Annotated in this window: 11 protein-coding genes and 5 pseudogenes; 11 read left to right on the top strand and 5 right to left on the bottom strand. The window is 59.1% G+C overall.

What is annotated here, in order from left to right; translation table 11 throughout:
• Positions 1–5: 5 nt before the first annotated feature.
• From J5X93_RS12855 to J5X93_RS12845, 3 genes and pseudogenes are all read right to left on the bottom strand, one after another.
• Complete coding sequence (locus J5X93_RS12855) at positions 6–341, bottom strand: helix-turn-helix domain-containing protein (protein ID WP_001172026.1); 336 nt, start codon at positions 339–341, stop codon at positions 6–8.
• Positions 322–699, bottom strand: a complete 378-nt coding sequence (locus J5X93_RS12850; protein ID WP_003151133.1) for a type II toxin-antitoxin system RelE/ParE family toxin — start codon at positions 697–699, stop codon at positions 322–324. The genes J5X93_RS12855 and J5X93_RS12850 overlap by 20 nt, the downstream gene beginning before the upstream one ends.
• Before the next feature lie 107 nt (positions 700–806).
• Positions 807–986: pseudogene (locus tag J5X93_RS12845) on the bottom strand (MerR family transcriptional regulator); the annotation flags it as partial.
• 101 nt (positions 987–1,087) lie between these two features.
• Between J5X93_RS12845 and J5X93_RS12840 the strand changes: the two are divergent.
• The 4 genes from J5X93_RS12840 (at position 1,088) to J5X93_RS12825 (ending at position 3,497) form a co-directional block, all read left to right on the top strand.
• A complete protein-coding gene (locus J5X93_RS12840; RefSeq protein WP_349666372.1) occupies positions 1,088–1,981 on the top strand; it encodes a cation efflux transmembrane domain-containing protein in 894 nt (297 codons plus the stop codon).
• An 87-nt stretch (positions 1,982–2,068) separates the two neighbouring features.
• Positions 2,069–2,329: a hypothetical protein gene (locus J5X93_RS12835; RefSeq protein ID WP_250033552.1), complete on the top strand. Its 261-nt coding sequence runs from the start codon at positions 2,069–2,071 to the stop codon at positions 2,327–2,329.
• 93 nt (positions 2,330–2,422) lie between these two features.
• Positions 2,423–2,941: a retropepsin-like aspartic peptidase RloA3 gene (gene rloA3 / locus J5X93_RS12830; protein WP_045665860.1), complete on the top strand. Its 519-nt coding sequence runs from the start codon at positions 2,423–2,425 to the stop codon at positions 2,939–2,941.
• Positions 2,928–3,497, top strand: a complete 570-nt coding sequence (locus J5X93_RS12825; protein ID WP_250033550.1) for a DUF4946 domain-containing protein — start codon at positions 2,928–2,930, stop codon at positions 3,495–3,497. Before rloA3 ends, J5X93_RS12825 begins: the two co-directional genes overlap by 14 nt.
• Positions 3,498–3,525: 28 nt before the next feature.
• On the opposite strand, the gene J5X93_RS12820 is transcribed toward J5X93_RS12825, so the two are convergent.
• Positions 3,526–4,503, bottom strand: a complete 978-nt coding sequence (locus J5X93_RS12820) for a site-specific integrase (protein WP_250033546.1) — start codon at positions 4,501–4,503, stop codon at positions 3,526–3,528.
• Positions 4,504–4,682: 179 nt separating this feature from the next.
• On the opposite strand from J5X93_RS12820, the pseudogene J5X93_RS12815 reads away from it, so the two are divergent.
• A pseudogene (locus J5X93_RS12815) lies at positions 4,683–5,120 on the top strand (DNA-binding protein); the annotation flags it as partial.
• A gap of 35 nt (positions 5,121–5,155) precedes the next feature.
• On the opposite strand, the pseudogene J5X93_RS12810 reads toward J5X93_RS12815, so the two are convergent.
• A pseudogene (locus tag J5X93_RS12810) lies at positions 5,156–5,362 on the bottom strand (Tn3 family transposase); the annotation flags it as partial.
• Positions 5,363–5,557: 195 nt separating this feature from the next.
• On the opposite strand from J5X93_RS12810, the gene J5X93_RS12805 reads away from it, so the two are divergent.
• The 6 genes and pseudogenes from J5X93_RS12805 to J5X93_RS28555 all read left to right on the top strand — a co-directional run.
• The gene (locus J5X93_RS12805) at positions 5,558–7,726 is read left to right on the top strand and encodes an ornithine decarboxylase (RefSeq protein WP_026083691.1); all 2,169 of its coding nucleotides are present in this window, start codon (positions 5,558–5,560) and stop codon (positions 7,724–7,726) included.
• Entirely contained in the window at positions 7,723–9,057 is a 1,335-nt protein-coding gene (gene potE, locus J5X93_RS12800; RefSeq protein WP_250033543.1) for a putrescine-ornithine antiporter, read from the top strand. Before J5X93_RS12805 ends, potE begins: the two co-directional genes overlap by 4 nt.
• A 30-nt stretch (positions 9,058–9,087) precedes the next feature.
• On the top strand, positions 9,088–11,409 hold the full coding sequence (locus J5X93_RS12795; protein WP_037063316.1) for an Orn/Lys/Arg family decarboxylase: 2,322 nt from the start codon (positions 9,088–9,090) through the stop codon (positions 11,407–11,409).
• A gap of 45 nt (positions 11,410–11,454) precedes the next feature.
• Positions 11,455–11,574, top strand: coding sequence for a porin (locus J5X93_RS12790; protein ID WP_206605129.1), 120 nt, complete (start codon positions 11,455–11,457; stop codon positions 11,572–11,574).
• An 85-nt stretch (positions 11,575–11,659) separates the two neighbouring features.
• A pseudogene (locus J5X93_RS28560) lies at positions 11,660–12,040 on the top strand (Tn3 family transposase); the annotation flags it as partial.
• A gap of 60 nt (positions 12,041–12,100) precedes the next feature.
• Positions 12,101–12,406 (top strand): annotated as a pseudogene (locus tag J5X93_RS28555) (PAS domain-containing protein); the annotation flags it as partial.
• Positions 12,407–12,434 lie beyond the last annotated feature (28 nt).

Genomic DNA, 12,434 nt, shown 5'->3' with positions numbered 1-12,434 from the left:
TCCGATTAAGCGGTTGCGAGCGTTAGATGCCCGATCGGCTCGGCTGCTGGCCGTACCTTGATTTCGATGTCGTAGCCGAGGCGATTCAGACAATCCATCAGCTTGCGTTCGGATAGATTGGTGAAGTCGCCGCGCATCATGCCCGACACCTTCGGTTGCGGGATGCCCATGCGTTTGGCCGCCGCTTGTTGAGTCAGCCCAAGGGCGCGCATGGCCCTCCTGATCTCGACCACCAGGCCGGTCTTGATCTTGAGCTTTTCAGCGTCAGGCAGTCCAAGGTCGGCAAAGACGTTGCCCGAGCTGCGCTGAACCTCGACGCCTTCAATGATTCGTTTTTGCATTTCGTAGCTCCTGTGCCAATACCTCGGCCACCTTCAGCCGAGCGCGGATGATGTCCATGTCGGCCTTTGGCGTGGCGATTCCGCTCTTGCTCTTCTTCTGGAAGCAGTGCAGGACGAACACCGCTTCCGCAAACTTGACCGTGTATACCGCTCGATAGGTGCCGCCGGCATCGTCTTCGACGACCTCCAGCACGCCGGCACCACCGAACCCCTTGAGCACCTTTGCTGCGTCATCCTGATCGCCTATCTGCGCCAACGAGAGCGCGTAACCGAAACGGCGACGCACGTCGGACGGCAACGCCATCAAATCCTTGTGGCTGCTCGCGATCCATTCGAGCGGTTTTTCTTTGTTTGTCATGACGGAATTTTATACCTGTTCAGGTAATGATGTAAACGCGGCAACCTCAAGGAGGTGTCGTAAAACATTAGCGTACGATTTTTTCCGTTTTCTCTATTCGCCCCTTCCAGTGACATGCCAAAAGAGCGGCATCGGCGAATAAACAGCAGTTTGTCCGCATGGTCTGCTTTATAGGTTCGGTAGCCATTGTCCTGGCGATTAGGCGGTGGAAGCAGTCCCTGACGTTCATAAAAACGAATCGTCTGAGTGTCCACTCCTGTCTGCTGTGCAAGTTGACCGATGCGCATGGTCTGTCCCTTGGTAAAAAAGCCAGTATATCCAGGCTTGACCCTATAGCCACTACATGGTTTTTAATCGGTAGAATCAAGTCCTATAGGAGAGGCGAGTCATGACTTCTTGTGATAAATCCTGTGGCTGTGGCCCTGAGCCGGCAACCACTGAAGCGGCAACCGCGCCTTCGAATGAAGGGACTTGGGTCAGCAGTTTTTCTGTGCCGAAGATGGATTGCCCTTCAGAAGAGCGCATGATTCGGCTCGCGCTCAATGGCTTTCCTGAGCTCAATTCGTTGTCCTTTGATCTGAGCAGCAGACAGGTACGCGCTTTCCATGACGGTCCGGTTGACCAGATCGCGACCAAGCTGGAATCACTTGGTTTAGGGGCAACGCTGCTGGGCACTCAACCGGCCAGTCAGGAAGCAGCTTCGGCCAATAGCGCCAGTGAAGAGCTGACTGCTTCCAAGGAGGCCAGCACGCTCAAAATCCTGCTCGGTATCAATGCCGCGATGTTTGTCATCGAGATGGGCGCAGGCTTGATCGCCCAGTCGACGGGCCTAATCGCCGACTCGCTGGACATGTTTGCTGATGCTGCCGTCTATGGCCTGGCTCTCTTTGCGGTCGGTCGGGCTGCGCGGCTGCAGGTTCGCGCTGCGCACCTGGCGGGTTTCTTCCAGATCGTTTTGGCTCTGGGGGTACTGGTGGAAGTGGCTAGACGCTTTCTCTACGGCAGCGAGCCTGAGTCGATGCTGATGATGGGGATTGGCTTAGTAGCACTCGTCGCAAACGTCAGCTGTCTCTTGATGATCTATGGCCACCGCGAAGGTGGTGCACACATGAAAGCGAGTTGGATTTTTTCAGCCAACGATGTGCTCGCGAACACTGGTGTTATCGTAGCCGGCGCGCTGGTCGCGTGGACAGGTTCTCCCTACCCTGACTTGGTAATTGGTACGGTCGTTGGCCTCATCGTGCTGAACGGTGCACGCCGAATCTTGGCATTGAAAGCCTGACCAACCGGATCGACAGCTACCCCCATTTTCCCAAACAGAGACGCGTAGCTTGTGACTGACGTTGAGACGACTGAGATAGAACAGTTGATGGCTGGATTGGACGGCAAAATCGCCGAAGGGCATGCCGCCCAGAGTCGCGATGCTGCTTATGCCGTCTATGTGAAGCTCGCGTCGCTTCGTGAACAGCTCCCAGCCCAGCCTGATGTCAGTAAAATCCTCACAGAAGTCGGGGTGGAGAAGGCCTTGGAGCAAGCCAGCCAGAAGGCCTGGCGACTCTATGAGGCCTTTTACCTCGAAGTGCAGTATGACTTGGAATGGGCGAGCAGCCGCAGCTACGAAGACGCTTAGAAATTCTTCCTTGAAAGATGAGAAAGCGGCGAATGGGCCACGGGTGATACCTGGCCTAAACGAATCCAACGCGCCATAAATGAGGTTTCCACTATGCAGCATCGAACTACCAGATGGTTGTCTGCCGTTTTTATCGCTTTGGCGATGGCACCCTGCTTCGCTGCGACGAACACACCCCCCAAAGTATTTGGCTGGGTGGAGGAAGGACTGATTCAGCCGGAAAACATCTCCGTAAAAATCAAATTGGATACGGGGGCCTTGACCTCATCGATGGATGCGAAGGACCTGGAAAGGTTTGAAAAGGACGGCGAGAAATGGGTCCGCTTCAACGTGGAAGTCAAAGACAGTGAGACCGGCAAGATGGCCAATTCATCATTTGAGCGCAGGGTCATTCGCAATGTGAAGGTGCGTGGTGCGGGCGGCGCTGAGAAAAGGCCAGTTGTAGTCATGCAAATGTGCATCGGGTCACGTATTTATAGTGAGGAGTTTTCGCTCAAGGATCGAGGCAAGATGAATTATCCAGTCCTTATCGGCCGCCGCACACTGGCGCGTATCGGTGCGGTTGATGCCTCCCAGACATTCACCATGGAGCCGCGATGTGGCAAATCATGACCCTGAGACGCAACCTCTTGTCATGACTTTAGTTAGATTTGCTCTGCCATTGGTTTCGGTAGTCATAAGTTTATTGATCGCCTTCCAGACCTATGCAACTGACCTCAATGTGGAGTGGCCAGAAGGCTGGAGTAGCTCGCGCCAGCCCGCTCTGCTGGATGCACAGGGACAGCCTACCGGCTCGCGCCAGAGAGCTGTATTACAGGACAAGGATGGCAACCAACTAGCGGCAATGGAGGTCACACGTCTAGCCGTGCCAAAAGAGCATGCCGTGAGCATCGAGAACGTTATCGCGACTATGCGCAAAGCGTTGCAGTTCCACTATGCCCAGCTCGGGCTCCTGGCGAACTGCACCAAGCCGACTGAAACAGCACTTGGCGACCTGCGTGGTCTTCAAGTTATGTGCACCATGACTGCACGAGGTGAGGCGGTACTTAAACACGCATTGGTCACTGCCGCAGGAGGGCAAGTAGCCTACTCACTGGAATACGCTGCAGTTCCCGTAGCGTTCTCTGAGCATTTGCAAGAGTTCCTCCAGGTGCGCAAGTTACTCTGATTGACGGCTGTGCCTGTGTCGCCACTCCTTAGAGAGAACTTGGCAGCTGAGTCAAAGAGCCTGCATCCAGGTTTAAAGGGATGACGGGCTTTGCAGCCAAACCGCCAAATGAAACCGAGGGGTCGATGTAGCGCATCGCCGACTTGATGTCCTTCCAGCCGACATAGCTCATCAACGACTTGATGTCCCAACCATTCGCCGTGGCCCAGGTGGCGAAGCCACGGCGCAGGGAATGGCTGGTGTACAACTCGGCCGGCACACCCGCGCGCTGCAGGACCTGCCGCAGGAGCGCAATGATGCTGTTGGGGTTGAAGCTATCCTCACCCAGATGCCCCCAGCGATCGATCCGGCGAAACACCGGTCCGCGTGCAATACCGGCCACGCTGATCCAGTTCAGGTAGGCCTGTACCGGACAGAGGCGTTTCAACGCTGGCGTTTGATAGGTAGTCCCGAGGTGCTGGCGATCCCCCTTGCTGTGCGGCAGGTACAACGCTATGCCGGAGCCAGCCTCTGCCTGGATCTGCTCGACCTGCAGACGGCACAACTCGTCACTGCGAAAGCCGCGCCAGAAACCGATCAGCAGCAAGGCGGCATCCCGACGGCAGCGCAGCAGTCCACCGAGATTGGCTTGCACGGTCGCCCGTGCAGCTTCTGCATCCAGCCAGGCGATGACCTGTTCGAGGTGGTGAAGCTGCAGCGGCACCGCCTGTTTTTCTTGAGCGGGATGCAGGGTTCGGATGCCTTTGAGCACCTGCTTGACGGTCGGTGTTTTGGTCGGATCGGGGAAACCCTGGCTGCTGTGCCATTGAGCGAGCGCCGCCATGCGTTGCTTGAGGGTGTTGATCGACAGCTTGTCAGCGTGATCCACCAGATAGCGCACGATGCTGTCGCTGGTCGCCGGCAGAAACCCGCCCCAGGTCACTTCGAAGTGTTCGACAGCCGACTGGTAACTGCGCCGGGTGTTCTCCCGCGTGCCCGCCTGCAGATAGCGATCTACCTCACTCATCACATGACCTCCGCCCACCGTACTGAAAAGCAGCTGTTTGACCGCCGTTTTCAGCTTTCCCATTCGATAACACTCCATTATTTTATCTGATTAATCCAGTTGAAACGCGCTTTACATCAATCAAATATAGTATGTAAATACATAGTATGTAATCCACTATGAAATTGTAGGAGCAGGCCATGGCCCGCGGCGGCATCAACAAGGCGCTGGTTCAGAAGGCACGACAGGCCATCCTGGCGCGGGGCGAGAACCCCAGCATCGATGCGGTACGGGTCGAGCTGGGTAATACCGGCTCGAAAACCACCATTCACCGCTACCTGAAAGAACTCGAAGACGCCGAGCGCGGCCGGAATGCGGGCTCAATCCCGCTCAGCGAACAGCTGGCCAATCTGGTCGGCCAACTGGCAGATCAGTTAGAGGAGGACGCGCAGGCCACCGTGGCCCAGGAGCGCGAACAACTGGCACGCGAACGGCTCGATTTCCAGAACCAGGCTCGGCAAGCCGAAGGCCGAATCCAGCTGTTGGAAAGTCAGAGCAGCGGGCTCACGGAACAGCTACGGGCTGTTCAGCAAGCGTTACAGCAGGAGCAACAGCAACGCCAACAGAGCGAGATCGAAAAGGGGTGCCCGCAGAATTAGGAAAAAATCGTACGCTAAGGTTTTCCGGGCATCCGTAGGGGCCGAAACTTCCCGTCTTCCAGCCTGCGGCTCAGCCGCCAGACGTAATCGCCGGTCAGGTTGATGTGCTCCCAGCCCAACGGCGACAGGTATTGCAGCAGCTCACCGTCCACCGGTTTGCCGGCTTCGACCAGCCCCTGGGTGGCACGCTCCAGGTACACCGTGTTCCACAGCACGATGGCCGTCACCTAGCAATTTGACCGGATCTTGGTCAGATCCCTAATAAATTGACATCCGTCAATTTCTCTACGTTAATGTCGTTATATTATATTTGCATCTTCAAGTAAGCCATGTTCGCGGATTGTTCCTGCGAGGGAGCTTTGCTCGAGCAATTCCACCATGCATCCTGATTGTTAGCAGAAAAAGGCGGATATCTGATGTCTTTGTTTAAAGTCGCGGTTGATCCAGCGCTTGACGGCCTGTTTCTGACTGAATATGGGCAAGTCGATGTTTTTTCTACCGACTTTACGGACATCGCTGCCGCGGTTGCCCCCTTGGGCTCGCTGGCCCAGGTGGCAAGCCGAATCGAGCAGACCGGTTTTTCCGTCCCGCTGTTCGCCGCAGTCCAACCTGGCGAGTCCCTTCCCGAGAACCTGCTGCTGCGGGTAGCCGGCGTGATCCAACTGGGCCACGGCGGACGGCATTATTTCGGCCGTCAGATATCCGATGCGGCCAAGCGGTACACGGAGAATCTGCTGCCGCCGTTCTTCAAGGCGCTGAAAGACTACGTGCAGCGCGGCTACGTCGAATTCGACTGCCCGGGTCACCAGGGCGGCCAGTTCTTCGCCAACCATCCGTTGGGCCGGGTGTTCTTCGATTTCTACGGCGAAACCCTGTTCCGGTCCGACCTGTGCAACGCGGACGTCAAGCTGGGCGACCTGCTCATCCATGAAGGTGCCGCGCTGGAGGCCCAGCGCAACGCGGCAAGAATCTACAACGCCGACAAGACCTATTTCGTACTAAACGGTACATCGACGTCCAACAAGGTCGTCACCAGCGCGCTGCTTGCGCGCGGTGACCTAGTGCTGTTCGACCGCAACAACCACAAGTCCGTGCACATGGGCGCGCTGGTGCTGTCCGGCGCGCGGCCGGTGTACCTGGAGACGGCGCGCAATGCCTGGGGCTTCATTGGCGGTATAGACGCCAGCGCCTTCGACGAGCAGAGCATCCGCGCACAGGTGCGCGAGGTCGCGCCCGAGCGCGCCGACCTGCCGCGTCCGTTCCGCCTGGCGGTGATCCAGCTTGGCACCTACGACGGCACCATCTACAACGCCCGCCAGGTGGTCGACCGCATCGGCCATCTGTGCGACTACATCCTGTTCGACTCGGCCTGGGTAGGCTACGAGCAATTCATCCCGATGATGCAGGACTGCTCGCCGCTGCTGCTCGAACTGGGGCCGGACGACCCCGGCATCATCGTCACGCAGTCGGTACACAAGCAGCAGGCGGGTTTCTCGCAGACCTCGCAGATCCATAAGAAAGACAGGCACCTGGAAGGGCAGCAGCGCTTCTGCGACCACCGGCGCTTCAACAACGCCTACATGATGCATGCCTCGACCAGCCCGTTCTATCCCATGTTCGCGGCGCTGGACGTGAATGCCCAGATGCACGACGGCCAGGCCGGCCGCCGGTTGTGGCGCGATTGCGTGAAGATGGGCGTGGAAGCCCGCAAGCTGCTGCTCAAGACGTGCCGGCAGATACGGCCGTTCATCCCCCGGATGATCGACGACAAGCCCTGGGCGGATCACGACACCGAGGTCATCGTCGACGATCTGCGCTTCTTCCGCTTCCACCCGGCCGCAGACTGGCACGGCTTCGAGGGATATGCCGACAACCAGTATTTCGTCGATCCGTGCAAGCTGCTGCTGACCACGCCCGGCATCGACCGCGACACCCACGCCTATTCCAGCTTTGGCGTACCCGCTTCGATCCTGGCGCGCTACCTGCGCGAGAACGCGATCATTCCCGAAAAGGCGGACCTGTATTCCATCCTCTTCCTGCTTACGCCGTCCGAGTCCGCGGGCAAGCTGCAGCACCTGATTGCCCACATCGCGCAGTTCGAGCGCCACGTGGACAACGACGCGTCGCTGCGCGAGGTGCTGCCCTCGCTGTGCGCCGCCTACCCGGAGGTCTACGGCCACATGGGCATGCGCCAACTGTGCCAGCGCATGCACGATTTCTACCGCGGCCACGACATGAAGCAGTTGCAGACGCGCATGTTCCGCAAGGCGGAGTTCCCCAGCAAGGCCATGCTGCCCGTCGAGGCCAACGATGCGCTGGTGCGCAACGAGGTCGAGCTGGTTCCGCTGAGCGCTATCGACGGACGCATCGCCGCGGAAGGGGCGCTGCCGTATCCGCCCGGCATCCTATGCGTGGTGCCCGGCGAACGCTGGCAAGGCCCGGCGCTGGACTACTTCCGGGCGTTGGAATCAGGCATCAACGCGCTGCCGGGCTTCGAACCCGAGATACAGGGCGTCTATCTCAACCGGGAAGCGGACGGTTCGCGCCGCGCCTATGGCTACGTCGTGAAGGAAGCCTCCGCATGAGCACTGCCGCCACTGTCCACAAGATGGGGGTCATGCAGCTAACGCTGCTGACCGTGGTCAACATGATGGGCTCGGGCATCATCCTGCTGCCCACCAAGCTCGCCGAGGTGGGCACACTGTCCATTACTTCCTGGATCGTGACCGCGCTGGGGTCGCTGGCGCTGGCCTACGCCTTCGCCAAATGCGGCCGCTTCAACCGCAAGGCTGGCGGCATGGGCGGCTACGCCGAGTACGCCTTCGGCACGGCGGGCAACTTTCTGGCCAACTACACCTACGGCGTATCGTTGCTGATCGCCAATGTTGCCATCGCACTGACGGCGGTGGGCTACATGCAGGCCTTCTTCGGCTGGACGCTGTCGCCCGTAGCGGTGTCACTGGCTAGCATCGCGGTGCTGTGGCTGACCACCGTGCCCAACTTCGGTGGCGCGCGCATCACCGGCCAAATCGGTGCGGTCACGGTATGGGGCATCATCCTGCCCGTGGTCGGCATCTCGCTGATCGGCTGGTTCTGGTTTGATCCGCAGATTTACCTCGACGCCTGGAACCCTCGCAACATGGGTACGCTAGACGCCGTGTCGGCCTCCATCTCAATCACGCTGTGGTCGTTTCTGGGTCTGGAGTCGGCCTGCGCCAACGCCGACGCGGTGGAAAACCCCGAGCGCACCGTGCCCATCGCCGTGCTGGTGGCCACCATCGGGGTGGCGCTCATCTACATCGCATCGACCAATGTCGTCGCCGGCATCATTCCCAACGCGGAACTGATCAAATCCAGCGCACCCTTCGGTCTGGCCTTCTCGAGAATAATGTCGCCGGCCGCTGGCCAGGTAGTGATCGCGCTGATGATCATCGCCTGCTTGGGATCGTTGCTGGGCTGGCAGTTCACGGTGGCGCAGGTATTCAAGTCGTCGTCAGATGTCGGCTACTTCGTGCGCCTATTCGGCAAAGCCACGGCCAAAGGGACGCCGGTGGTCGGCATGATCATCTTGACGTTGGTGCAGACGGGGCTTGCCATTATGACCATGAGTCCTTCGCTGTCCGAGCAGTTCAACTTGCTGGTCAACCTGGCGGTGGTGACTAACCTGGTGCCGTACATCCTGAGCATGTCTGCGCTGGCGGTCATGATGAAAGCCTACGGCGCGGGGTCGCGCGAGTACTCCCTGTCGCTGTCCATGGCCTTCGTCGGCAATGCGTACAGCTTCTATGCGTTGTACAGCTCGGGCCAGGAGGCCATGTTCTGGGGCGCGTTGGTGACCTTCTTCGGCTGGCTGCTCTATGGCACGGTTTCCCACAAGTTCGATCTGGTACGCAACCAGGACCAGAAGGCGGTCTGACAGCGGCCTCAACGCAGCAAGGAGTACAAAATGTCAACTCTTTCCCGGCGGCTGGGCATGAAGGGCCTGCTGGTGCATGAAGACTATGACAACGCCACCGCGGCCGGCCGCGCCGTGCGCGGCATCGCACTGGAACTGGAGCAGCGCGCCGTCGAAGTGCTGGTGGCGCGCTCGGGCGACGATGCCCGGGCCGTCATCCAGTCCGATCCCATGATCCAGTGCCTGCTGCTGAACTGGGACCTGGATGGCGACGAAGACCATGGCCAAGCCATGGGAGTGCTAGATGCCGTGCGCGAGCGAAACGCCACGGTTCCCATCTTTCTGCTGGCCGACCGTAGCAGTGCCTCGCAAGTGCCGGTGCAGGCCATGCAGAAGGCGGACGATTTCATCTGGCTGCTGGAAGACACCACGGTCTTCATCGGTGGACGCATCGTCGCCGCCATGCAGCGCTATCGCGAAGCCGTGCTGCCGCCCATGTTCGGCGCGCTGGCGCGCTTCTCGCAGGTCTACGAATATTCCTGGCACACGCCAGGCCACACCGGCGGCACGGCTTTCCTGAAGTCGGGACCAGGCCGTGCGTTCTTCGATTTCTTCGGAGAGAACCTGTTCCGCTCCGACCTGTCCATTTCCGTGGGCTCGATGGGGTCGCTGCTGGACCATTCCGGTCCGATCGGCGCCGGAGAGGCCTATGCCGCGCGCGTGTTCGGCGCGCATCGCACGTATTATGTGACCAACGGCTCGTCCACGTCCAACCGGGTCATCCTCATGGCCAGCGTGACGCGCGGTCAGATCGCACTGTGCGACCGCAATTGTCACAAGTCGGTAGAGCACGCCATGACGCTGTCAGGCGCCATTCCTACTTACCTTGTACCGTTGCGCAACCACTTCGGGCTGATCGGCCCCATCCCGCCCGAGCGGCTAACGCCCGCCGCCATCCGTCGCAGCGTGGCCGACAATGCGCTGGTGGTAGAGGGCATCGATCCGGCTCCGGTCCACGCGATCATCACCAACTCCACCTATGACGGGCTTTGCTACAACGTGTCACGGGTGGAGGAACTATTGGGCGGCAGCGTCGACCGGCTGCATTTCGACGAGGCGTGGTACGGCTACGCCCGCTTCAATCCGCTGTACCGTGAACGCTACGCCATGCACGGCGACCCCGCACAGTACGTCGGCGACAGGCCATCGGTATTCGCCACTCAGTCCACCCACAAGCTGCTGGCGGCCCTGTCTCAGGCGTCCATGATCCACGTGCGCGACGGCCGCAGGCCCATCGAACACTCGCGCTTCAACGAGGCGTTCATGATGCACGCCTCGACGTCGCCGAACTACGCCATCATAGCGTCTAACGACGTCAGCGCGGCGATGATGGACGGCCCGGGTGGAGCGGCGCTTACCGGCGACTCCATCCGCGAGGCGATTGCATTCCGGCAATTGCTGGCTCGCATTAGTGCAGAGTTCGCCGCCAAGGGCGACTGGTTCTTCGACGTGTGGCAGCCCGACCTGGTGACCGAAGTGAATGGTGGTGTTACGCGCCCATTCCATGCTGCCGATGCGGAGCAACTAGCCACGGACGCGTCTTGCTGGGTATTGAGGTCTAACGCCGCGTGGCACGGCTTCGGTGCGATCGAAGACGGCTACTGCATGCTGGATCCAATCAAGGTGTCCGTCATCACACCCGGCATGGGGCAGAACGGCCTATTGCCGGTCGGCATTCCTGCTGCGGTGGTTACTGCTTATCTCGCACGGCAGGGCATCGTCGCCGAGAAGACCACAGATTTCACTATCCTCTTCCTGTTCTCCATGGGTGTCACCAAGGGCAAATGGGGCACGCTGGTCAACGCGCTGCTGGATTTCAAGCGCGACTACGATGCCAACGCGCCCCTGCAGCAGGTACTGCCGGACCTAGTGTACGACTATTCGGGCCGCTATCAGGACATGGGCTTGCGCACGCTCTGCGACAGCATGTTCGGCGCCATGGCCGAGCTGCGTACGACGCACAGCATGTCTCAAGCGTTCTCCACACTGCCCGAGCCCGCGCTCAGCCCGGTGCAGGCGTATGAGCACCTGGTGCGCGGTGACATTGAAGAGGTCGGACTGGATGCAATGGCCGGCCGCGTGGTCGCCACCGGCGTAGTGCCTTACCCGCCGGGCATCCCCCTGATGATGCCCGGCGAGAACGTCGGCCCACTCGATGGCCCCCTGCTGACCTACCTGAAGGCCTTGCAGGACTACGACCTGCGCTTTCCCGGTTTCGAGCATGACATCCACGGCGTGCGCAAGGAGGACGGTGCGTACATGGTCTCTTGCGTCGCAGGTTCGCAGCCCAGCCTGGAGCCGACTTCCCGCTAAGCCTTCCTGTCCTTGTTCCCGCGAGAACGCGTAATGAGAAAAATAATGTTTGCCGCTGCCCTGGCGGCGGGCGCCGGCGTGGCGCAGGCCGAACCCACGATCACCCTGTACGGGCTGATCGACACCGGCATCAGCTACTACAAGGTCGATGGTGGGGGGGTATGATCACAGCCATCCGGTCGGCGTAAACAGCCGCCAGCTTAATCACCTCAAAGTCGTAGGCAACGCCCAGGGCGTACTGACGCGGCGCACCGGGCACGTCAACCCGAGGTACGGCAGCGAGCCGGGACGGCTGTTCTACACCCATATCTCCGACCAGTACGCGCCGTTCAGCACCCGCGTGGTGAATGTCGGCGTCCGCGACTCCACCTATGTGCTCGACGGCTTGCTGTACCACGAATCCGACCTGCGGATCGCAGGGCAGCACCACAGAATTTTCTGCGAAAAGAATTATGCTAGCACAGCTGATTATTCGCGCTTCTGGCAGAAATTGGCTGACGGCCATCCTAAATCAGGTTTATTTAGGCGGCTGCGCAAAGACGGTAACTTAGTATTGATTGAGGCTACTTATATTCCAGTTCAAAATCAAGATGGAAAAGTTATTGAGATCATTAAGATTGGCTCAGATGTCACTCAGAGAGAAAACGAGTTACTCTCACTAAGAGCCGTCCATGCAGCCATCTCCCGCTCGATGGCGGAGATCGAGTTCACACCTAGCGGTGACATTCTGCATGCAAATGAGAATTTTCTCCGTGCTATGGGTTATCGCCTCAGCGATATCAAGGGTCGACACCACCGAATGTTCTGTTTCGATAATTTTTATCAAGAAAATCCAAATTTTTGGCAGAGTTTAAAGGGAGGAGCTTTTTTCAGCGGGCAATTTGAGCGCAAGACCGCATCGGGAAAGACCATCTATCTTGAGGCCACCTACAACCCCGTCGTTGATGAAGCCGGCCAGGTTGTGAAAGTGTTAAAATTTGCCACCGACGTCAGCTCGCAGAAGCATAAGGCTGATGAAATCCGTC

Source organism: Pseudomonas sp. BYT-1, from assembly GCF_023611805.1.
In the GTDB taxonomy this organism is placed as follows: Bacteria; Pseudomonadota; Gammaproteobacteria; order Pseudomonadales; family Pseudomonadaceae; genus Aquipseudomonas; species Aquipseudomonas guariconensis.
Note: the sequence above shows the minus strand (reverse complement) of the source record. Positions and strands in the feature narration are given on the sequence as shown.